The sequence below is a fragment of the Aporhodopirellula aestuarii genome (assembly GCF_023701485.1).
Classification (GTDB): domain Bacteria; phylum Planctomycetota; class Planctomycetia; order Pirellulales; family Pirellulaceae; genus Rhodopirellula; species Rhodopirellula aestuarii.
Genome location: NZ_JAMQBK010000046.1, coordinates 75,945 through 99,281, shown reverse-complemented (window position 1 = coordinate 99,281; position 23,337 = coordinate 75,945). Strand labels below are relative to the sequence as shown.

The 23,337-nt window shown below is 57.4% G+C and carries 17 protein-coding genes; 13 read left to right on the top strand and 4 right to left on the bottom strand.

Annotation, left to right across the window (positions count from 1 at the left end; all coding sequences use genetic code 11):
* Window positions 1-52 precede the first annotated feature (52 nt).
* The 4 genes from NB063_RS17715 to NB063_RS17700 all read left to right on the top strand — a co-directional run bounded on the left by NB063_RS17715 (window position 53) and on the right by NB063_RS17700 (window position 5,715).
* Window positions 53-2,440, top strand: a complete 2,388-nt coding sequence (locus NB063_RS17715) for a ribonuclease R family protein (protein WP_250930083.1) — start codon at window positions 53-55, stop codon at window positions 2,438-2,440.
* Between the two features lie 177 nt (window positions 2,441-2,617).
* Window positions 2,618-3,775, top strand: a complete 1,158-nt coding sequence (locus NB063_RS17710) for a SpoIIE family protein phosphatase (RefSeq protein ID WP_250930082.1) — start codon at window positions 2,618-2,620, stop codon at window positions 3,773-3,775.
* Between the two features lie 129 nt (window positions 3,776-3,904).
* A complete protein-coding gene (locus NB063_RS17705) occupies window positions 3,905-4,234 on the top strand; it encodes a hypothetical protein (protein WP_250930081.1) in 330 nt (109 codons plus the stop codon).
* 122 nt (window positions 4,235-4,356) lie between these two features.
* Window positions 4,357-5,715, top strand: coding sequence for an acyltransferase family protein (locus NB063_RS17700; protein ID WP_250930080.1), 1,359 nt, complete (start codon window positions 4,357-4,359; stop codon window positions 5,713-5,715).
* Between the two features lie 574 nt (window positions 5,716-6,289).
* On the opposite strand, the gene NB063_RS17695 is transcribed toward NB063_RS17700, so the two are convergent.
* Together NB063_RS17695 and pepT are read right to left on the bottom strand one after the other, a co-directional pair.
* Entirely contained in the window at window positions 6,290-7,069 is a 780-nt protein-coding gene (locus tag NB063_RS17695) for a DUF4332 domain-containing protein (protein WP_250930079.1), read from the bottom strand.
* Window positions 7,070-7,147: 78 nt separating this feature from the next.
* Window positions 7,148-8,413, bottom strand: a complete 1,266-nt coding sequence (pepT, locus tag NB063_RS17690) for a peptidase T (RefSeq protein ID WP_250930078.1) — start codon at window positions 8,411-8,413, stop codon at window positions 7,148-7,150.
* 271 nt (window positions 8,414-8,684) lie between these two features.
* Here pepT and NB063_RS17685 point away from each other — a divergent pair, with 271 nt between their 5' ends.
* The 8 genes from NB063_RS17685 (at window position 8,685) to NB063_RS17650 (ending at window position 18,137) form a co-directional block, all read left to right on the top strand.
* Entirely contained in the window at window positions 8,685-9,785 is a 1,101-nt protein-coding gene (locus tag NB063_RS17685) for an ROK family protein (RefSeq protein WP_250930077.1), read from the top strand.
* Window positions 9,785-10,246 carry a RidA family protein gene (locus NB063_RS17680; RefSeq protein ID WP_250930076.1) on the top strand — a complete coding sequence of 154 codons (462 nt, stop codon included), beginning with the start codon at window positions 9,785-9,787 and terminating at the stop codon, window positions 10,244-10,246. The genes NB063_RS17685 and NB063_RS17680 overlap by 1 nt, the downstream gene beginning before the upstream one ends.
* Before the next feature lie 133 nt (window positions 10,247-10,379).
* On the top strand, window positions 10,380-11,177 hold the full coding sequence (locus NB063_RS17675; protein WP_250930075.1) for a 3-keto-disaccharide hydrolase: 798 nt from the start codon (window positions 10,380-10,382) through the stop codon (window positions 11,175-11,177).
* A gap of 87 nt (window positions 11,178-11,264) precedes the next feature.
* Window positions 11,265-12,275 (top strand): stage II sporulation protein M, encoded by a 1,011-nt coding sequence (locus NB063_RS17670; RefSeq protein ID WP_250930074.1) that lies wholly within the window; start codon window positions 11,265-11,267, stop codon window positions 12,273-12,275.
* A gap of 6 nt (window positions 12,276-12,281) precedes the next feature.
* A complete protein-coding gene (locus NB063_RS17665; RefSeq protein ID WP_250930073.1) occupies window positions 12,282-14,300 on the top strand; it encodes a hypothetical protein in 2,019 nt (672 codons plus the stop codon).
* Window positions 14,297-15,853, top strand: a complete 1,557-nt coding sequence (locus tag NB063_RS17660) for a hypothetical protein (RefSeq protein WP_250930072.1) — start codon at window positions 14,297-14,299, stop codon at window positions 15,851-15,853. Before NB063_RS17665 ends, NB063_RS17660 begins: the two co-directional genes overlap by 4 nt.
* Window positions 15,854-15,929: 76 nt before the next feature.
* A complete protein-coding gene (locus NB063_RS17655; RefSeq protein WP_250930071.1) occupies window positions 15,930-17,015 on the top strand; it encodes an SAM-dependent methyltransferase in 1,086 nt (361 codons plus the stop codon).
* A 75-nt stretch (window positions 17,016-17,090) separates the two neighbouring features.
* A complete protein-coding gene (locus tag NB063_RS17650; protein WP_250930070.1) occupies window positions 17,091-18,137 on the top strand; it encodes an AAA family ATPase in 1,047 nt (348 codons plus the stop codon).
* Between the two features lie 31 nt (window positions 18,138-18,168).
* Here the strand turns inward: NB063_RS17650 and NB063_RS17645 are convergent, their stop codons facing one another.
* The gene (locus NB063_RS17645; protein WP_250930069.1) at window positions 18,169-19,044 is read right to left on the bottom strand and encodes a formyltransferase family protein; all 876 of its coding nucleotides are present in this window, start codon (window positions 19,042-19,044) and stop codon (window positions 18,169-18,171) included.
* A gap of 165 nt (window positions 19,045-19,209) precedes the next feature.
* On the opposite strand from NB063_RS17645, the gene NB063_RS17640 reads away from it, so the two are divergent.
* Window positions 19,210-19,719 carry a YkgJ family cysteine cluster protein gene (locus NB063_RS17640; protein WP_250930068.1) on the top strand — a complete coding sequence of 170 codons (510 nt, stop codon included), beginning with the start codon at window positions 19,210-19,212 and terminating at the stop codon, window positions 19,717-19,719.
* A 190-nt stretch (window positions 19,720-19,909) separates the two neighbouring features.
* Here the strand turns inward: NB063_RS17640 and NB063_RS17635 are convergent, their stop codons facing one another.
* Window positions 19,910-23,191 (bottom strand): hybrid sensor histidine kinase/response regulator, encoded by a 3,282-nt coding sequence (locus NB063_RS17635; RefSeq protein WP_250930067.1) that lies wholly within the window; start codon window positions 23,189-23,191, stop codon window positions 19,910-19,912.
* Window positions 23,192-23,337: the final 146 nt, after the last annotated feature.

Genomic DNA, 23,337 nt, shown 5'->3' with positions numbered 1-23,337 from the left:
AGAAAATTTTCGACGGAATCCATATTCGACCGATGTCCTCTCATGAGAGTGGTTGACTTGGTCGTTGGCCGGTTTGCGAAAACCGGCTTTCCCGCGTCTCGCTTCCGATTGGCCGCGCAGCTATCCTGGCGGCATGGAAGTCTCTCAACAATTGACCGATCGCCTGCTTCGATGGGTCCACGCGGCGGAATACCGTCCCAGCAAACCGAAACAAATTGCCACTCATTTGAAGCTCGACGGCGATGGATATCGCGAACTTCGTCGGGTGATCAAGCAGCTCGTCTTGGAAGGACGGCTGGTTTACGGTGGGAATCATTTGGTGATGGCGGCTGCTGCCGTTGGCGGCAGCGCCGACCATGTTCGCGGTAAATTCAGACGCGCCATGGGCGGCGGCTTCGGATTTGTTCGTCCGTCCAGCGGCGGGACCGACGCTGACGGCGACGTCCCCGAAGACATTTTCGTGCCCCCCGGTGCCACGGGCGGTGCGATGGAGGGCGACCTCGTCGAAGTCGAAATCAGCCCCGGACGCCGTGGTGGCGTGGAGGGTATTGTTGTCGCCGTGGTGCAACGCGAGCGGCGTCAATTCACCGGCACGTTCCGAACCAAACCGATACCGCCCGAAGACGAAGATCGTGAACGCGCGCCCGCCATTGATGGCCCCGTCGTTTATCTCGATGGTGTGCACTTCAACGCGCCCGTGGGTGTTGGGGATGTCCGCGGCTTGCCGCTCGTCGATGACGATAAAGTCTTCGTTGAGATCGTTGAGTTTCCCGACGACGATGGTGGCGGAGGCGAAGCCGTCATTTTGGAACGGCTCGGCAGCAGCAAGAATCCTGCGATCGACACACTGACGGTGATGCGTCAGTACGGACTGCCCGATGAGTTTCCGGCGGCCGTGTTAGACGAAGCACGCAAGCGTGCCGACGAGTTTGATGAAGACGATCTGCCCGCGGATCGAACCGACCTCAGCGATCTATTGACGATCACGATTGATCCGTTCGATGCCCGCGATTTCGACGACGCGATCTCGCTGGCTCGCGAAGACGGGCGTTGGAGATTGTGGGTTCACATCGCCGATGTCAGTCACTTTGTGCACGTCGGCGGCGCGATCGACGTCGAAGCCAGAAAAAGGGGCACCAGTGTTTATTTGCCCGATCGCGTGATTCCGATGATTCCCGAAATCATCAGCAATCACCTCGCGTCGCTACAGCCCGAACGCCGCCGCCTCGTCAAATCGGTCGAGATCGAATTTACCGATGATCTCACGATCACGCACACCGAGGTCCATAACGCAGTCATCCACAGCGACAAGCGATTCAATTACGAACAGATCGATCAGTATCTCGCCTCGCCGCAATCGTTCAAAGAAGAATGGGGTGCCGCGATCTGCGAATTGCTCGATCAAATGCACACGCTCGCCATGAAGATGCGCAAAAAGCGTTTCCGCGAAGGCTCGCTGTCGATGGACATGCCCGACATCAAGCTCGAGCTCGACCGGCTGGGCAAAGTCAAAGGCGCCTACCTTGTCGAACATACCGAGAGCCATCAGATCATCGAGGAGTTCATGTTGGCCGGCAATCAAGCCGTCGCCTACTGGCTCGACAACCTCGAACTGAACTTTTTGCATCGCATCCACGAACCACCCGAACGGCGAAAGTTGCGGAGTCTGACGTCGTTTGTCAAAGACCTCGGAATCGGAATCGACAATGTCGAAAGCCGTTTCGAGATCCAGGCGGTGTTAGACAAAGTTGCCGGCACGCCGATGGAGAACGCGGTCAACTTTGCCGTGCTCAAGAGCATGAACAAAGCGGTTTACGGACCGCATCGTGAAGGTCACTACGCGCTCGACATGGAGCACTATTGCCACTTCACCAGTCCGATCCGGCGCTACCCCGACCTCAGCGTGCATCGGCTGGTTCAGAAGCTGATCGATAAGAAATCGACTCCTGATGAATCCTTCGCCGAACTCGTCAAACTCGGCCACGAATGCAGTGACGCCGAACGCAACGCCGCGTCAGCGGAGCGAGAATTGATCCAACTCAAGCTGTTGCACTTTCTCAAGAAAAAGGTCGGCGAAACGCTCGAAGCCGTTATCAGCCGGGTGTTTGCCGACGGTTTGCACGCACGCTGCGTGAAATTACCCGTCGACGGATTCATCCCTGTCACCACCTTGCCAGGCGATCAATATCGGTTCGAGCGGCGAGGACACCTGCTCGTCGGTTTTAAAGAAGGAAACCAGTTTCGGCTTGGTGACTTGTTACTGGTACGGATCGATAAAGTCGATTTGCAGGATCGGCAACTCTACCTGAAGGTCGTGAAAAACCTCTCAGGCGGAAAGGGAGCCGCACGTGGTCCCAAACCGGCCGCAAAAGCGAAGTCGACCTACAAAACGAAGCGAAAAACGGAACGTCGCGAGAAAAAGAAAAAGCGGCGCAGGTGACAAAGAGTCTCAAATTGAAGGGTTGTGAACGCATTCCTCGCGATAATATAATAGCGGATTGAAGACACCCCCCCGATAGGGCGCCCCGCTGATGCGGCGTCCCTGGTCCGGTTCGTTACTCTTTCGCCCCCGCGTGTCGAAAGTCGGATCGGCGAGAGTTGCTACCTTGAGTCCCCATTGAACACCGTTCTTCCCATCGCGATCTTGCTCGTCGAAGATAGCCCGACGGCTCGCTTTCACGCGCAGGTGTGTTTGAAGAAAGGGCTCAGCGGAGAGTACACGTTACACGTGGCTGACTCGTTGATGTCCGCCTTGGATGTGCTCGCTGCAACACCCGTGGATGTCGTTCTACTCGATCTGAATCTCCCCGACAGTCATGGACTCGATACGTTCCGCAAACTCGCGCGGGCCAGCGGTGATGCGGCGATCGTCATCATCAGTGGTGATACCGATGAGCGAACCGCCGTCAGTGCGGTAAGGCTCGGGGCCCAAGATTACATCGTCAAAGGCAACGACTTCACGCCCGAGTTGCTCGGTCGTACTGTTCACTTTGCCGTCGAACGAAACGCCCGGCATCTGCTCGAAAAGGAGCTCGCCAGCGTTCGTCATGATCTCGAACTTGCCGACGCGATCCAACAACGTCTTTATCCCCACAACGAATCAACGTTCCCCAACGTGAGCATCGCGGGTCGGTGTTCTTCCGCGACGCAAAACGGTGGTGACTTTTACGACTACGTTACTCGCTCGGACGGTTCGCTGATGGTCGTCATCGGCGATGTCAGCGGTCATGGGATCGGGCCCGCCATGATGATGGTGGAAACGCGTGCTTTCGTGCGGGCACTCGCTTCGACGGAAATGTCACTCAGCGAGGTCATCACGCAAGTCAATCGTTTGCTCGCCGATGACATGCAACAGCAGCTCTTCGTCACCCTCTTTGTCGCGAGTTTCGACGCAACCGGCTGCAGAATGACCTACTGTAGCGCCGGGCATCCCGGCTACCTCGTCAAGACAGACGGGGCGGTGATCAGGTTGCAAACCGATAACCCGCCGCTTGGGATCAACCCGAGAGAGCATTACGAGTCCATGGACGTGGAGCAGTTCGAACCGGGCGATCTGCTCGCGCTGTTCACCGATGGCATCTCCGAAGCAACTTGTGATCACCAGGATTTCCTGGGTGATCGGCGAGTCGTCGAAGAAGTCGTCTCGGGTCGGGAACTGCCGGCGTTGAGCATCTTGGATTCCGTCTTCCTGTTGGCCGAAGATTTCAATGGCGATGCGATTCAACAAGATGATCGGACCGCCGTGATCGTCAAAACGCAAGGCTGCGGCTGCTGAATCTCGCGTCGTTTTGAGGGTGCCGTGTCGTCTGGGTTCGCGGTTGCCTGTCCGGCTCGTGGCACGTGAAATGGGACGCGAAAGAGCCGTTCCGATTGACCAACTTCGTCCGACTGGAATGCACGGAAGATGGGTAGTTCTGAGAATCCGTACACACCGCCGCAACCTCGTCCCACATTGTCTCGGCGTCTGCCAGCGGGTGGTCACATGCTCGCGTCGTCCTGCTTGGTTTTGACCGCGATCATTCTGGCCGGGCCGGGGATCGTCTGGCAAATGCATGACATGTTAAGGCCAGCTAGCGTGGGACGTCGATTTGCAACCTATGATCCCGAAGTCATGCTGTTCGGGCTGTCGATTTCACACGAGACCGCGTCCTGGTTGGCCTTTGGGGCGGCGCCGGTGCTTTTGATCGCGGCGATCGTCATTTTCTATCGTGGTGCGGTTGCCCGCCGCGGTTGAGGTCGAAGTCCCCAAAGGCATAAGGGCAAATCGGCGAATATTCCGGTCTGGTTCCGAAACCACCCGGTTTTGTAGAACCGGGGCTAACTCTCGTCTTGCATCACCGCAAGGCCAACTCCCCCGTGCGAACGCGAGCACTGGCAATGGACATGCCCAAGATTCTTCCGATGACCACGGCGGCGAATCGCCCATCGAGCGTGTCATCAGAACCACATCGCAATCATTTTGCCGGCATTGACGCACTACGAGCCGTTGCGGCGGTCGCCGTGGTCGTTTTGCACGCGTGCGTCCCGTACGCCCAGCCGTCGATGGCAGGATTGAGCTGGAGCGTTCACGACACGCCGAGCGAGCCCGTGACTGCGGTGTTTTGGGCGATCGAAATTGTGATCATGCCGATCTTTTTGGTGATCGCCGGATTCTTCGCCGCCCGTAGTATCGCATACAAGGGAGCCTGGTCGACTGCCGCCAATCGTCTCCGACGCCTCGGTTGGCCTTTGCTTCTGACCACTCTGTTTCTGCTGCCGATCGAGTTCTACACCTGGATGCTAGGGTGGGTGGCCGAAGGGCAGGTCGCCGTCGGCAACGTCCGGCGGATGAAATTTGAGGGCGGCATCGACCGCAATCTGTGGGGGCTAAGCCATTTGTGGTTCCTGCAGTACCTGATGACCTACATGATCTTGTTGGCCGCGTCCTGGTCGACGCTTGTCCGTTGCACCGCTGGGCAGATCGGCCGCATCGCTCTACCTGGCTGCTTTCTTGCCGCTGTGGTTGCGTTAACGCTGCGTCCCGAAGTCGTCTGGGGATTCCAGCATTCGTTCCTCCCCGTCGTGTCCAAGTGGGTGTACAGCGGCGCGTTCTTCGCAGCCGGTGTGTTCTGGTATCGCTTGGACCCGGAGCTCGACGAGCTTGCCGAACGTGGTTCGCGGCTGCTTGGTCCCGGCGTGCTATTGACCACCGCGGCCGTTTGCATCGGTACCTGGTGGCTTGGCGTGATCGGCGATCCTGCGATGTGGATCGGCGGAGGATGGGCGGGGATTGATCCAGAGGTGACGACTGAAAAATTTGCGGGGCAATTACCCGCCAGTTCGCTCGTCATGCGTTCAGCGTTAGCGATCCTCAGTGTTGGCGCTGCATCGCTGATCACGTTCGCCCTGATGGGGATCTCGCTAGCCAGCGTCAATCGGCTCAGTCCGATCATGAAATCGCTCGCAAACGCTTCGTTCCTGATTTATTTGCTGCATCATCCCGTTGTCGGTCTGGCGCACATCGCCGCAAAGTTTGCACTGCCAACGGTATCCCCGATCGCGAAGGTGGCCCTGGTCTCGAGTCTCGGGGTCGCGGCCGGTTGGTCAGTGAGCTGGCTAGCCACCCGTCGTCGCCAACGTATCCGTGAGCAAAGCCAAGCTTCCCAAGAGCGACCGCAATCGATCGCGTTCCCACAAAGAAGCGAAACCGAAGTGGCCAAAACACGGGCCGCCTGATCCAAGATGTTGGGCGTTGAGGCAATGCACGTCGTTAAGGCGAGAGCATTTTTGAAATTGATATGGGATGTAGGGCCGGTTTCTACCGGCCAAATCGAGGTCGTCCGGTGACGCGGGACTTGCGTCCCTGCGTTAAAGATCGCGTTAGAACAATCAATGTCCCCTGCGACTCGCAGTACAAACTGATGCCATCGTCCGCCGGCTGGCTCGCAGGCAGAAGCATCTTTACTTCTTGGCTGTAGGCGCCGTTGCCAGAGTGTGGATCACGTGCTCGCGAACGTGGACACCTGTTGAGAGCCTGCGGCATTCTCCAAAATACTCTAACCGGACTTCGCCACGTTCTGGCAGTCGTATTGGAGTTTTCGCCACGCACGTAGCAGAGTGTTTCCGGGGCTCTGAAAGCGGATAACACCCGCGATTCTCGGTCTCCGAGAGACCGAGCTACGTAAAAAGTGGCGCTACGTGAAAAGTGACGCTGTTCAAAAAGTAGCGTTGTTCAGACAATCGCTACCCTGACGCCCGGCACGCGGAGTTTACTTCCGTGACTCGCGACAAACGCCTCAGCTGATACGGTTCAGGCGACTTGCCTGGCGAGTTCGGGCGGAGCTGCTGCTGCGGCGGCCATTTCGCGACACGTGGCGACCCAAGCCTTCACGCGACGCAAACTGGGCACGCCACGGCGGCCGATCATCTTGCTGCCGCGGCTGCTCATCGAGAATCGCTCGAGGTCTCGATGAAGTTGTGCTGCCGATTCACGTGACAAACTCGCCACGCTGCGGCGATGGATGGCCACCAGCAATAACGCGTCACGGGGCATCATCGATTCGACCGACAATGCCAGTTTAATGGCCGCACGGTACCGCCGGATCGCACGCTCGGCTCGCGCCGGATTGCGAAACGTTTCGGCGATTCGTTTGGGATCGCCGTAGATCAGATCGCCCGCGGTTTGGATTCCGATTGCGGCGAGTTGTTCGCACCGTTCGGACGGGCAGAGCTTGAGGTGCTCAATTCGCATTGCCAACAATCGTTCACGATGGAACGCGATCGGGGATTTTTCGCCACGGCGATTCGCCATGGCGGCCGGGTGCTTGCGCCGAGGGGATAAGCGGGGCTTGCGAGACGATTGACCGGTCGGGGGCTGACCGACGATCCCGGGGATCGACATCGCACTGACGGCCGAATCGGCAACCGAGCGCGTGCTAGCGGTCGATTCCGGTTCATTGGCGACGCGACACTGTACCGCCCGGCGATCGGGATGGGGAGGATTTGGGATCTCGGGTAAATCGACCCAAAAAACGACATCGTTCTTTTTGGCTTTGGCGGGGGACACCAAGCGTTTAAAAAACTCGAACATGTGACAAGACTCCTGATTGAAAGAAGCATTCGAGGAGTTTTTGCGATATCAGGCCCGCGGCGTTCGTGACCAGGGCAATCAGGAGAGTTTTTCGCCCCAGAGTCTCAGCAATTCGATCAGATGTCGCGCAGAATCTCGCATTTCGTTTAGGTTTGCGAATTCCAGCACGCTGTGAATATTGTGCTGGCCACTCGATAAATTCGGCGTTGGCAAGCCTTTTTCGGTCAATTGGCTGCCATCGGTGCCGCCCCGCACGATCTCGCGAGAGCACTCCATCGAGAGGTTGGCAAACGCCTCTTCAGCGAGCGTGACGGCCTCCGGCAACGCCGCCAATCCCTCGCCGAGATTGCGGTATTGGCGTCGCAAATCGCACCGGACTTTCACCCCCGGCACGCTGGCTGCCGCCTTCTCAGCGAGCGCACGAACGCGGGCCGCGTAATGTTCGAGTGCGTCACTGTCGAAACTGCGTAACAGCAAATCCACTCGCGTTTTGCCAACACCGCCATGTACGTCGTGCATGTGGATGAAACCGTCGCGGCCTTCGGTGGTCTCGGGTGTTTCTTCGTCGATCGGCAGGGAATCGATGAACCGGGCGGCCGCCCTGATTGAGTTGACCATCCGGCCTTTGGCGATCGCGGGGTGGATATTGTGACCAGTGAACGTGATCGTCATTGCATCGGCCGAAAAGGTTTCGACATCGATTTCGCCGTGCCCGCCGCCGTCGATCGTGTAGCCGACCTTGGCGCCGATCTGACGCAAATCGATTTTGTCGGTGCCGTGACCGATTTCCTCGTCGCACGTCATGACGACCCGCATGGGCCCGTGCGGGATTTCGGGATGTTCCATCAACGTGTGAGCGACCTCCATGATGATCGCCACACCCGCCTTGTCGTCGCCACCGAGCAAGGTTGTGCCGTCGGTGGTAACAAGGGTGTGGCCAACCATTTGCTCCAGTTTCGGGTAATCCGCAACGGTGATCGCTGAGCCATTACACAGTGTGATGTCTCCACCGGCGTAGTCGCGTACGACTTGCGGGGTGACGTTCTCGCTGGGGGCTTCGGGCGACGTGTCGACGTGGGCGACCACGGCGACGACAGGCAGGTCGCCGGGGATCGACGACGGTACGGTTGCGATAACCAGCCCATCACTGGTGAAATTGACGTCGTCGATGCCCATCTCGGTCAATTCCGCGGCCAGTATTTTCCCGAGTTCGAGTTGCTTAGCGGTGCTCGGATAGGTTTTCGAGTGGGGGTCAGCGGCGGTATCGATTCGGACATACCGCAGGAAACGCTCGAGCAGACGCTCGGTATTGAGTTGGAGATCAGCGACAGGTGTTTTCGACATGGTGCGATTCTTAGGTCGGAAAGTGGGCGGCGGCAGATGGTGGCATCATTTTTGTGGCGTGACCGAAATTTGCTTGGTCTATTTATACTGCGTCGCCAAATGATCGCGATGGGGGCGGGGCGTCAGGAAGCAGTCGCGCGGGGCTTGAAGAATCCCGCTCGTCAGATTCTTCTTTAACCCCAGCACCGCATCACACCGGTGTTGGCCGAGGCGATGGCGTCCGTTTGGCTCGCTCGCCCATCAGCATCCACTCATTCACTCGAGGATTGTTTTGAAAGATATCTGGATCGGGTTCGATCTCGGCGGTACCAAAATGCTCGCCGTCGCCTACGACAACGACATGAAACCCCTCGCTCGTCGACGTCGCAAAACGCGTGGCCGCGAGGGCTCCGACAATGGAATCGCCCGCATCATTTCGACGATCACGCGGTTGTTGGACGAAAACGATATCGATCCCAAACGCATCGCGGCCATCGGCATCGGATGCCCTGGCCCGATCGACCTCAACGCCGGACGCTTGCTCTCGACACCGAATTTGGGGTGGGACAACGTCGATATTCAGAAAGTGCTCACCAAACAATTCGACTGTCGCGTCGCGGTGCTCAACGACGTCGATGCCGGCGTTTATGGCGAGTATCGTTTTGGCGCCGCCGAAAACAGTCGCTGTGCTGTGGGACTTTTCCCGGGCACCGGTATCGGTGGCGGATGCGTCTACGAAGGCAAGATCCTTCACGGCGCGGGCATTTCCTGTATGGAAATTGGACACACCCGCATCAGCGCCGGGGTCCGGTGCAGCGGTGGCGAAATCCCGGGAACGCTCGAGACCGAAGCCAGTCGCCTGTCGATTGCGGCGGAAGCGGCCAAGCTCGCGTACCGCGGTGAAGCACCGGCGTTGCTAAAAATAGCGGGCACCGACATCTCGGAAATCCGCAGCGGTGCCCTCGCGGAGTCGATCAAGAACGGTGACAAAGAGGTCAAACGATTGATCGAGGAAGCCGCCACGGTCATCGGCTATGCCGTCGTCAACATCGTCCACATCCTCTGCCCGGACAAGATCATTTTGGGTGGCGGGCTGGTCGAAGCCTTGGAAGACATCCTGCTGAGCAACGTCCGCAAAGTCGCAAACGAATGTGTGATGCCGGTTTACAAGAATCGCTTCAAAGTCGTTGCCGCAAAACTCGGTGATGACGCCGGCGTGATGGGATCGGCCGCCTGGGCCAAAATGGAATTCGGAAGCCAAATCGAAGAAGAGAACACCCAAAAAGCCGCTGCCGAAGCCGCTAAAAAGGAGAAGTCTTCCAAAGAAGAAAAGGAAAAAGAAGACGCCAAAAAAGAAGCCCCAAAAAGCGATGACGCTAAGAAAGCAGACTGATGAGCCACGACGCAAAAATTGAAAAACTCGGCCTCGAACTCCCGCCACCACCGCAAGCCCTCGGGTTGTACAAACCCGTGATCCAAGTTGGGAACTTGCTCTATCTTTCGGGGCATGGTCCCGTGCAGAGCGACGGTTATCTGCGGACCGGACGACTCGGGACCGACATGGACGTTGAACAGGGCTACGAAGCCGCTCGCTTGGTTGGTCTGGCAATGCTGTCGACGCTTCGCGGGCATCTCGGTTCATTGGACCGGGTCACTCGGTTGGTTAAACTGACGGGGTTCGTCCGCTGTACCGAACGCTTTGACGCTCAACCGGCGGTGGTGAACGGATGTAGCGAGTTGATGCGGGATGTGTTTGGCGCCGATGCCGGTGTCGGTGCACGCAGTGCCGTCGGTACCAATGCTTTGCCCGGAAACATGGCGGTCGAGATCGAAGCTATTTTCGAGATCGAATAGCGATTCAGTTTTGTGCTTCGCTCGTCGATCCGTTTCGTTTTCAGAAACTCGAAACGGATCGTGGTGTTCGCGTTAAACTGATCACTTCCAATCCCACCTACCCACCTTCCTTCCTCCCCACCGAATCCAATCCATGAAAAAACATGTCTTTGCGATCCTTTCGCTGTCGTTGTTGATCTGCCCGGCCTCGCCGATCCTCGCCGAAGAATATTTGTCCGGCATCCAATGGCTCGAACCCAAAATCGTCACCCCCGGTGAAACTGACAACGACCCGCCGTCGGATGCAACGGTTCTCTTTGGCAGTGCCGAAGATATTTCGAATTGGGAGAACGGAGAAAGATGGAGCACCGACGGTGATATCTTGATCGCCGGCAAAGGCATGATCCGCAGTAAGGCCAGTTTTGGTGATTGCCAGATTCACATCGAGTGGTCAGCTCCGACGCCGCCCAAAGGGAAATCACAAGGTCGCGGTAACAGCGGCATCTTCTTGATGGGCCGCTACGAGATGCAAATTCTCGATTCGTACGAGAATAAGACTTACTTTGACGGCCAAGCGGCGGCGATCTACAAACAAACACCACCCGCCGTCAACGCCATGCGTCCGCCAGGCCAATGGAACAGCTACGACATCTTCTGGACAGCGCCGCGGTTTGATGAAAACGGCGAGCTGACGTCGCCGGCCTACATCACCGCGACTCACAACGGCGTCTTAGTCTTGAACCACTTCGAGCTGCTCGGCGATACGCCATTCAATCGTGCTCCGCAGTACAAGGCGCACGGCCCCACTGGTCCGATCTCCATCCAAGACCACGGGAACCCCGTCCGATTCCGAAACATTTGGGTGCGGGAATACCAGCCTGCCCAAGCCGCCCAAGGCACGGATGACGAGACCGAAGCGAACGCGAAAACTGAGTCAGAATCGGCTGAGTAAATCATCTCGGTCGACCCGCGATCATGGCTCGTCCGCTATACTCATTGTCGATCAATCGGTCCAATCGGCCAGTGAAGGTAATGGCGAATGAACATCGCGAAGCTACTCGAGAAACGACGCAGCAATTGGGATGAACTCGAGCGGCTTTGCGAAGCGATGGAAGTCCGTGGCAAAACCGTCAAGGCGGGCGAGCAGTATCGCGGAGCGAAGGGAATCGTGCGTTTTGCAACCCTGTATCGAGGCGTGTGCGCCGACCTCGCCCTCGCCGACGCGTACCACCTGCCACCCGCCACCGTCACCTATCTACATCGTCTCGTCGCCAGGGCACACAATCAGCTCTATCGTTCGGGAAAGTTTTCCCCTGTCGGATTTTTCGATCTGATCTTTCGCGACGCGCCCCAACAAATCTTTGCGGATCCCTGTGTCCGGGTGGCCACGATCGTGTTCTTCGGCCTGTTCGCGTTGTCGATGTATCTCGGTTACCAACAAAGTCTCTTTCCAGACTTCGCCGATAACGTCGTTGGCTCGGAACAACTTTCCGCACTCGAGCAAATGTACGACCAGCGAATCGATGGTTCGCTCGATCACTACGTCTCGATGTCCGGTTATTACATCATGCATAACACGGGGATCGGCCTGCAGTGTTTTGCTTACGGGATTCTGCTGATCCCCTGCCTATACATCTTGGCCTACAACGGGGTCGCGTTGGGAACGATGTTTGGATACATGGCGCGAGAGGATGTCGGCGGTAGCGACAATTTCTTTCACTTCGTGACCGCACACGGTCCGTTCGAGCTGACCGCAATCGCGTTGTCTGCCGCCGCGGGGCTGCGGTTGGGCGTGGGGTTGTTCCATACCGCCGGACTCACACGCATGGATTCGATGCGACGCTCGGCGCACCGTAGCGTTCCGATCATGGCCGCGGCAGCGACCCTGTTTGTGTTGGCAGCGTTCACGGAAGGATTCCTGTCGCCGAGTCCCGCACCCTATTTGCTCAAAGCCGGCTGGGCGATCATGTCGTCGGCGTTAATCAGTTTTTATTTCGTCGTCTTGGGGTTCCCGCGTGGTCCACGACGTTCTCCCGTTCGAGGCACATAGCCAGCCGTGCAACTCGACCGAACTCATGTCGCGATTCGCGTACGGACGCTTTCAGAAATCGGCGATCTCTCGCTGCTGATGATCCGGCGATACCCGCAAGCCTTCTTTCACGCGTTCTTTTTGGGAGCTGCGTTTTGGATCGTTGCGGATCTGCTGCTGCTCGGGTGGTTGCCGTTGACGTTTGCCGATCCGACGCTGCTGGACAGTGAGTCCGACGAAGAGCTTGTCCGATATGTCTTCTGGATGACGACGTTGGTGTTTTTGCAAGCGCCGATCGCCGGCGTGCTGACAACGTACACGCTTGGACAATCGATCTTTGAGCATCAACCTACGGTGAGGAAAGCGGTCCGCGAGGTCAGGTCGCTGTTATGGCCGCTGGTGTGGACGCTCGGTATCAAGCGACTCGCGATTCCCGCGATGGTCGTGGTTGCCCTGCGTTGGCAACAGGAAGTGGAGCCGATTACTGATTTTTTGGTTCCGATCTCGTTCATGCTCGTTGCGGCATTGATCCGCAGCAATCGGCCGTTTCTTCCCGAAATGATTCTGCTCGAGCGATGCCCGCTCCGCAGCAAGGATGAATCAGCAATCACGCTGAAACGCCGGTCCAAAGCGTTGCATTCGCCGATGGCGAGCGAATTGGGAGGACGATTCCTGACCGTCTCGATGACGCTGACCGCCTTGCTCACGTGTGTCTTCTTTGCGTTGGTGTGGACACGCGGAATCACGTTCGGGAATTGGGCGGCGGACAGGTTCGCGATGCTGGTGTTCTTTCCGCTTTCGCTTTGGCTGATTGCCTCCCTCAGCGTCGTCGTTCGATTGCTCGGCTACCTCGACGCCCGAATCCGATTGGAAGGCTGGGAAGTCGAATTGGCCATACGCGCCGAAGCGATTCGCCAATTCGGCGAAGACTTCATGAGTGCACCTCCACGTCCGGTTCAGCGTCATGCAACACCAACATCACCACGATCAAACGTTGGTGTGAACGTGGATGCGAGCGTCACGCCACCGCCGATCGAAGCACCGGTGGTCGCGTCGTCGACGCCGCCCACTGAGTCGACGCCGCCCACTGAGTCAGAGGCCTTGCCCCCGGACTCGATGTCAAACACTCCGTCGCCAACCGCCCCTGGATCCAAAACAACGCTGGGCTTGGCGTGGTTCCTGGCCTCGCTCAGCATCACGGGACTGGCCGGATCCCATTCGGCTTCGGCCTCGTCTCAATTTGGCGTCTCATCTCAGACGGCTGAGTTTTCTCAATCTGTTGGGACATCCCAGTTCGCTGTGTCGCAGCGGCTCGCAATCGCCGAACCCCCGATCGTGGCTGATTCGGTTTGGTTTGACGCCGACCAAGGCACCATCCGCCCGATCGAATTAGAGGACACCCACGACGATACGCTCAACCGCGAAAGTCGTTGGTTGCCAAAGCCTGCCAAACCGGCCGTGACGCCAGCAAACCAACCGACCACGACCACGACCGGGACTAACTCGTGGTGGGGGAGCATTAGTGTCTGGAACATCATCGGATGGTTGCTGCTGATGGTTCTCATCGGCGGACTTGTTGCGTTATTGATGTATCTGTTCGCAAACGGCTCGTTCGACTTCCGTCCCGATACTCTCGCCCAATCCGTTGTCCACTCCAAAACGCTCGACGAACAGACGGAGCAGCGGATTGCGGAACTGCCCGCTGAGCTTCGAGACACCAATACCAATCCGCGATCGGAATTGGAACGGCTGATGAACTCGGGCGACTTTGACCGAGCGATCATCTTTCTCTATGGGCATCAGTTGCTCATGCTCGATCGTGCCGGCTATCTGCGATTGTCGCGTTGGAAAACGAACAGCCAATACGTCCGCGAGACCGCACAATCCAATGGCGACATTGGCGGACACCTCAAATTAACCGTTGGCGCGTTCGAGCGATCCTATTTTGGAAAGCATCGATTGAGCCGAGAGGAATTCGGAAGGTTGTGGCAGGATAACTTGCAAATCGAACGGTCACTCGCGGCGAACGTGGGGGCCAAGTCATGATTGCGTTAGCCTCCAAGGATTGCTGTTCGGCACTTCGGTTGACGAGTTCACGCACCGAGTCTGCCGTTGATTCACGAAAATCTTTGTGGGTTTTGGCGATCGCGTTCGCCTCGATGTCGATCAGCGGTTGTGGCGGTTTCGATACCAAATACGGTGCCAGCGTCGGGGCCTCGGGACAGCGGAGCGTTAACGGCTTTGGCGCCTTTCGAACCGCACTTCAGCAAGGTCAGGACGCTTCACGTCCGGATGATGCGTCGCAGGAGACCGTGCGCGAGATCCGTACACGCGATCTCACGCGATTATCGACTCGTGAACAACAAAACGATGCGATCGTGTGGATCCCGAGCGATTGGCCGCCTCTCAACCTCACCGCGGTCGAAGATTGGATGAAGGAATGGCTCAAACAGGGAAACCGCACTCTGGTCTACATCGTTCCCGATGACGGCAGCACCGAGGCATACTTCCGGGAGGCGGCTGAGATTGCGCCTCCGGAGCAACGACTGGTATACCGCCGGAAATTGGCAAAGCAGATCAACGAGCGACTACTGACCGAAGTGGACCGTGACGATATTAAGGTGGCCGATTGGTTTGTCGCTGACGCGCTGCCGTATCGAACCCATTTGCCGCATCGCCGGGGATGCGATTTCACGCTCAAGCCCAGTGCAAAGTCGGTGACAAAAGCCGGTTCGGCGAGTGGGGCCGGTGCTTCGGATCAATTCTCCGAAGAAGATTGGGAGGAGGACGACGACGTTCTGCATCAATCCATGTCGCCCGTTCATCAATACCTTAAAAAGCCGACGTTTCAACCGCTCGTGCAGGAGTCGGTGTCACAGGCGACAGGGGAAACCAAGCTCACGACGCTGGGCCGGATCACCGACAAACGTTGGGGCAATTCTGAAATCTTGGTTGTTGCCAGTGGTGGGTTGGTGACGAATTTCGCCATGACGGCAGAACCCGCCCAAGAGATGACAAAGACGATCCAACTCGAGATTCGATCGACGAGTGCGTCCGTCGATGACGAACCGATCCTCATCGCGTTTTTGGCCACCGACAAATTTCCCGTTACGATTTCGACGGTCAAACCCGGGATCCCTCAATCAAAGGGATGGGAATTGATGACGGAAATGCCGCTGAGTCTGATCAACATGCACGTCGCGTTCTTGGGAGTCGTGCTGTGTTTGATGTTACTCCCGGTGTTCGGTCGACCGCGATCGGTCCGATATAACCGCGTCACGCATTTCGGCAACCACTTGTCGGCCATGGCGACATTGATGCGGCGCGGCGGTGGTGTGGACTATGCACATCAACGGATCAGCCAATATCTCAAACACGTCCGTGGCGAAACGGCCGGACCATGGGTGCTGCCCGATCCGCCGCCCCCAGTCGATCCGGCTCCGCTCCCCAAAAACACAGCCACGAAAGATCAGCCTGAACAAGTTCCCGCAGTTCAAACGTCCGTTACCAGTTCAGCCGAGTCGATACATTCCGAGTCAAAACATTCCGAGTTGAAGCCAACCGAGTCGAAACCCAGCGACCCCGAAAAAGTGGAATAGCCGCCAGATCGATCCGTCTGCTTGATTGTCCTATCCCACTTTTCCGAACCAGAATCGACACCGTCAGTTAAACATCATGAGCACCGCTCCCCAATCTTTCCCACAAACCGACTCATCCTCTGGCGCCGGTCCGACATTCGCGATGCTCTCATGTGCCCACGGCGCCGAGGATGTCGTCAAAGAGTCAATCGCGGAGACGGGATGGCGACTCGCGTTCTCGCGTCCGGGATTCGTTACCGCAAAACACGATGACCCTGTTCCGTTACCGACGGGAATCTTTATTCGGACGACGTCTCGGTCGTTGGGCAGTGCAAAATCGAGTGACGGCGACGAACTGATCGACCGGTTGGTTGAGGCGATCTCACCCCTTTCACTCCCGTTCGACCATTTACATGTTTGGCCCCGCGACCGCGTGCCGGTCGGCCGATTTGATTTCGAGCCGGGTGGTGATGAAGTTTCCAATGCCGTCGCGGAAAGAATCTTGAAACGTCTCGGCCCGGAACGTCTCCGCTGCAGTACCGCAAACGAGATCGCGCAGCCCTCCCAAAGCGTGCTTGATGTCATCTTGGTTACCCCGTCGCACTGGTTTTTCGGGACCCACACCGCAACAACTCTGCCAACGCGATGGCCGGGTGGTGTACAACCTGTTGCACCCGAGTACGAACCGATCTCACGGGCGTACTACAAAGCGGCGGAAGCGATCGCGTGGAGTGGTTTCGATCTACGGCCCGGCGACCTTGCCGTTGAAGTCGGCAGTGCCCCCGGCGGTGCGTGTGGTCGGTTGCTCGAGATGGGGCTCGACGTGATCGGTATCGATCCCGCAGACATGGATCCCCGGATTGCCGATCATCCCCGGTTTGTTCACTACCCGGCTCGCGCCGGCGACCTCCCCCGGCGTGTCTTCCGCGGTGCCAAGTGGATGTTGGTTGATTCCGCGGTCAAGCCCGACGCGACGTTGAGCACGGTTCGCAACATCGTTGAGAGTCGCGAGTCCAGTATCCGGGGCTGCTTGATCACGATGAAACTCGGGGATTTCGAGCGGGCCAGTCAAATCCCACGTTGGCGTCGCGAAGTCGAGCGATGGCGCCCCGAACGAATCGAAATCCGGCATCTCGCCCGGAACCGGTGTGAAGTCTGTTTTGCCGTCACAATGCCCACCTGAGCAAAACCGAGCAGGTATACTCAAGTTCCTGCCGCTTGCCCGCCAAAGTCCCTCCTCGAAACTTCGAATGCCACGATGATCACGCCACCCCCGCGAGAAATCGGCTCTGACCAAATGCCCACCGGTGACAACGAAGCCGCCGCGGCGCTGATTGCGAGCATCCAAGAGGTCAAGGACCAAGTCAGCCGAATCGTCGTCGGTCAGGATGAAGTCGCCGAACAATTGCTGATCGCGATTCTCGCCCGCGGCCACTGTCTACTCGAAGGCGTTCCGGGGCTTGCGAAAACGTTGATGGTGCGAACACTCGCGTCGTCGATGAGTCTCGAGTTTCGTCGAATTCAATTCACTCCTGATCTGATGCCCGGCGATATCACCGGCACGGACATCATCCAAGAAGATCATGAGACGGGTCGGCGTGAGATGATCTTTCGCAAAGGACCGATCTTCACGCAGATGCTGTTGGCCGACGAAATCAACCGCACACCGCCGAAGACCCAGGCCGCATTGCTCGAGGCGATGCAAGAGCACGAAGTCACAGCGGGCGGAAAGACCTATCCCCTGGCGGACCCATTTTTTGTCCTGGCGACGCAGAACCCGATCGAACAGGAAGGCACGTATCCGCTACCCGAGGCGCAGCGCGACCGCTTTCTCTTTCACGTCGTCGTTGCGTACCCCAGCCGTGAAGAGGAGGCCGAGATCGTCGACCGGACCACGTCGGGTGAGCTGCCGGAAGTAAAACATGTGATTAGCGGCGAAGACATCGTGCGATTCCAAACGCTGGTTCGTCGTGTGCCTCTGCCCTCACACGTGAAGGACTGGGTGATCGATTTAGTCCGCGACGCACGACCGACTGAGCCTGAAGCCAAAGATTGGGTGCGAGAATGGATCCAGTGGGGCCCCGGTCCTCGCGCGAGCCAACAGTTGGTGCTCGCCTCAAAAGCTCGAGCGTTGTTGCATGGTCGCACGCATGTCACGATTGACGACGTGCAAACGCTCGCATTACCGGTGCTACGACACCGCATCGTGCCCACGTTTGCGGCCGAGGCGGACGGTGTCTCGGTCGCTGACTTGGTGCAGCGGTTGGTGAAAGAGCATCGTGTCGCCCCGGCGAGTCTACTTTAACGCGCCTGCGAGGTGAGCCGGTTTACGCGAGTTACTTCCGCGGTACGACGCGATGGAAGTGAAGCTGGATTTCTTGATCGACTACGCGGCGGACGCCTTCCACCAAACACTTTGGCTCATTGTCACGTTCGCCCTCGGCGATGATCTTTTCAATCGGGGTGCCCGGGGCCACCGAAAATGTCCGTTGGTTGATTGTTTGATTGCCGGCGTCGAGTTCCGGAATGATGAAGTGGCAGGTCGCACCAAAGGTCAACATGCGTGCGTTGTGTGCGTCATGGTAAGGCCGAAAACCTGGGAATCCCGGCAACAATCCGTGATGCAAATTGATGATCCGACCGCCCGCGAATTGCCAACAGACCTCGGCCGGTAATACCCGCATGTAGCGGGCGAGGACGAGGTAGTCGATTTCAAACTCATCCAGAATTTCGACCAACTTCGCGTTGTCGGCGGAGCCTTGCTCGTCTCCGATCATTCGAAACTCGGCACCAAATTCAGCGGCCAGCGGAGCGAGTTTTTTGCGGTTTGAGATCACCACGGGCACGTCCGCACCGATCACTCCGTCGACGACCGCCTGTAGCACCGCGCGAGGAGTGTCTTCGACGTACGTGCAGGCTACGCCGATTCGTGGACGTCCCGCCCGGGCGTTGGGGCTCCAAACACGGATCGACAATCCCGTGTGTTCTCCGATTTGACGCATCTCCTCTTTCAGCTGGCTCAGCGAAACCTGACCGCTTTTGGTGGGCAGGTCATCAAATTCGATTCGGCACAACATCGAGAACAAAGACCGCTCGTCATGGTCATACATTTGGATTTCCGCGATCCGTGCCCCACGACCGGTGAGATGGTGAATGATCGGATCGGCCAACCCGGTGTGGTCGGGACCGAGGGCGGTAATGACGACTTCCATGGCGGCAGATTAAACGTTAAGAGTTGAGACGAGCGGGTGGACGTTGCAGGTCGTGACAGTCAGAATGCACGTTTTCAGAGCGTACTCTACCACCGCATCAATTCACACTGCCACCCCGTCATTCTCGGCGGCATTCTCCTGGCGACCGGCCCAACACCAGCTTCCATGACGACCAAACCCAAACCCAAATCGAAACGTCTACCGGATCCGACCCCTGAAGCCGTCCGTAGTCGCGTTCGACGTCGCGCCGATTTACCCAAAGGCGAAAATCTCTGCGACCACTGTACGGCCAAGTGCTGTCAATACTTCGCCCTGCCGATCGACGAACCTGTGGCACGCAAAGACTTCGATTTTATCCGCTGGTATCTGTTGCATGACCGCGCGACAGTTTTCGTCGATGAAGACACGTGGTACCTGCTCGTCCACACCACCTGCAAGCACTTGCAAGAGGATTACCGCTGCGGGATCTATGAAACCCGTCCCGAGATTTGTCGCGAATACACGACCGACAATTGCGAGTTCGACGACGATTGGTGTTACGAGCGATATTTTGAAACGCCCGAACAGATTGATGAGTATGCCGACGCACTTTTCGGCCCCCAATTCGAACAAGCCGGGCGTCGCAAACAAGACTCCATCCGCAGTCGACGTCCTACCGGGTTACCGGTCGTCTAAACCCGCGGTGGGCTACTTGGATTGAGTTCGCCGCCTTCGCCCGAACCGGCGCAAAGTTCGAGCGTGAGGATTCGTTTGACCTGAACGTTGGCGTTGGGGAAACTAGAGAACTCGCGCCCTGCCTCTAAAGCGCCATTACGAAATGACGCAGGTTGTCGGGGGCCGTCCCGAGAGTGAGTGCAGCAAAGCCTCAGGCATTGCCACAAAATTCTTGGAGCTGCCTAATCATCTCGTCAGTCAACTCTTGGATCTGTGGCAACAGCTCAGTGGCTCGTGGCAGGTTCTGCTCGCGAGCAGCGGCTTCCACTTCTTGCAATTGTTCGACGAGAGTCGACGCTTCGAACAATGCGGCTGCGCCTTTGAGCGTATGAGCGGCACGACCTGCCCGCTCGGTATCCTGTTGTTCGATCGCATCGCCGATTTCTTTTTGCTTCGACTCAGCTTCTGTGATCAAGGCTTTGGCGAGTTCCATCAACATCGAATCGTTACAACCGCCCATTTGGGCGCGGGCGGCTTCGATGCTGATCGCACCCCGATCGGTGGATCCTTCATTCTCATGGTTCACAGTGCTCTCCTTGGTTTGATTTGGCATGTATCCGTCATCGGACATGCTCGCTTGCGATTTTGGCTGATGGGGGGCATCCGATCGAGATGGAACGAGACGCGACAATGTCTCAGATAGCAATTCCGGGTCGATTGGCTTGCTCAAATAGTCGTCCATGCCCGCCTCCAAACACATCTCGCGGTCACCTTTCATTGCCGCTGCGGTCATGGCGATGATTGGGATGTGCTGACCCGTATTCTGTTCTTCGGAACGGATAAGCGAGGTGGCTTCCGTGCCGTCCATCACGGGCATTTGCCAATCCATCAGGATCACGTCAAAATCGCCGTCTCGCCAGGCGTCCACGCCGAGCTGTCCGTTTTCAGCAGTCTGCACACGATGCCCGAATCGCTCGAGCAATCCGATCGCCACTCTTTGGTTAATGTAGCTGTCCTCGACTAGCAAAACATTCAGCGAGGACGCCGCGGTGGCGAGGGTTGAGGGAGCCACCTCGGCGGGCGGCCGTCGGTGTTGATGCTTGATCTGCAAGACCGTTTCGAGCAGTTCCGATTGTACCACCGGTTTGGTCATGTAACGCGCGATCCCGAGTTCCCTGCATCGCCGAGAGTCGTCACCGCCGCCTGCCGATGAGATCATGATCACATCGATATCGGCTAAATCGGGGTCATCTCGCATCTCTTGAGTAACCATGAACCCATCCATGTTTGGCATCATGCAGTCCAATAAAACCAGCTCATAGGGTGACGACGAAGGGGAGGTGCAGGGCAGTTTATTGTGTTCGTTTGGGGCCGCTCCGGCGACACGGCGGAGTTCGGCAAGCGCGCTTTGTCCATCGGAGACACAGGTCGGACACAGCTTCCAGGATTTCAATATCTCGCGAAAGATTTGTTGATTCGTCTCATTGTCGTCGACTACCAAAACCGACATGCCGACCAGGGCTTCGAGTTCGGTGGGAGTGGGAGGCGGTGCGGCGCTCGATATACCCAGCGGCACCGTGAAATGAAACGTCGTTCCGACGCCGAGATCGCTCTCCGCCCAAATCCGCCCGCCCATCAGGCCAACGAGTTGCGACGAAATCGTGAGCCCCAGTCCCGTGCCGCCGTATTTTCGCGTCGTCGACGAATCGACTTGCGCAAACGAATCGAACACTTTCGCCAAACTCTCGGGCGGAATCCCGATGCCGGTATCACGAACCTTGAAATGGAGCTCCACGCTTTCTTGCGTCTCCGCATCCTTTTCGACCGAAATGACAACTTCGCCGTGTTCGGTAAATTTCATCGCGTTGCCGGCGAGGTTGATAATGATTTGTCGGAGTCGTCCAGGATCGCCCTGCACCCATTGCGGGATTTCAGGGTCGATGCGACACGCCATTTCCAGCCCCTTGTCGGTCGCCCTTAGGCTCAGCGATCGGGCGGTCGTTTCGACGCATTCACGCAAGTCGAACGGGATGACTTCCAGCTCCATCTTGCCCGCTTCGATCTTCGAAAAATCCAAGATGTCGTTGATCAACCGCAACAGCGAATCGGCCGAACTGCGTACCATCCCGAGATACTCGCGCTGCTCGTGGGCCAACGCTGTGTCGCTGAGCAATTCGCTCATGCCGATGATGCCGTTCATCGGCGTGCGAATCTCATGACTCATGTTCGCCAGGAACGCGCTCTTGGCTTGGTTGGCTTCAAAGGCGTCATCGCGGGCGGCGACTAATTGAGTCTGGGTTTCCTGCAACTGCTCGCTCATTCGATTGAAATGATTGGCGAGTTTGGTGATTTCGTCGTGGCCGCCGTCGAGAACGCGGGTGTCGAGATCGCCACTTGCGATGGCAACGGTCGCTTCGGTCAGCCGGCCGATCCGTCGTGAAAGCGACCACGCGATCAGCCCTCCGGCGAGAGCCGCCATGATCGTGGCTGTCAAGGAAAACCAACGCAGCCTCCGTCTCAGATCAATGACGGGCGCGAACGCCAACGATTCTTGTGTTTCGCTGACGATTACCCAGCCGAGCCCTTCTAAGTCGCCGTATCCTTGAGACATCGCTAACGCAACCAGGTACTTCTCACCGGTCTCCTGATCCACCCGGTATGTGGTGGCAAAGGGTAGTTCGTCGTTGAGATCCACGTTGGCGAGGTACTCCGAGGCGTCACTCATCGGGATAGGCGATTGGTGTCCGATGTGAAGGACGTGACCTTGGCTGTCGAGTAGCAGTAATCGTTCGCCTTCGCCGAATTTGTCCGCCCGGCGATCGACCACACTGAAGACTTCGCGGATGTTCATCACCGCTTTTAAGACGCCCAGTAACTCGCCCTCGCTGTTATCGATGCGAATGGCCAGATCGATCGAATAGATGTCTGCGCTGTCATCAAAATTCACGTCGCTGATCGAAGTACCATCGCGAACCGCGTCTTGCCACCATGCTTCATCGTTCTGGCGATAGTCGGACGTTCGGTTGGACGCCGCGACGTTCGCCCCAAACCGATTCGTGATGAACACTTCGCCAAAGATCGTGTAGCCGCTACCTTCGCTGAGTTTGTTCACCAGCGAGCGTAAATCCCTCGCGACCCGATTGTGTGTCATCGACCTCATGAACGATGTGAGTACATCGGGAGGAGTTTCCAGCCATTTGCTTTCACGCTGGTCAATGATCGCTTCGATATCATCAAACTCCAGAAACTCGGCGTTGGAGTCAGCGAGCGTTTGCTGGACTAGATCGCTGCGGGTGTAAGCCTTCCACTGGATAAAACGCGATTGGACGATTCGGTCGATCTCGTCCATCACGGCGACCGCGCGCGTCCGCGATGTTTTTTCAATCGCGGTTTGCAGGCTTTGTTGACCCACACTGGCCGCGTAGTTGCCAACGGTCCAGATCAGTGCCGCAGGTAAAAGTGTAGCTAGTAGCAGTTTGTAGATAATTCGCACTGCTACCCGCCTTTCTTTGTACTGCGTATGGTTGATTCAACTTCGCGTTGCACGCTGCCTGTGAGATTGATTGTAACTGAATGGGGGTGTCCATCGTAGGTCGGTGGACGCGGCGATCGGCACGGCGGCTTACGATCCCCGAAAAA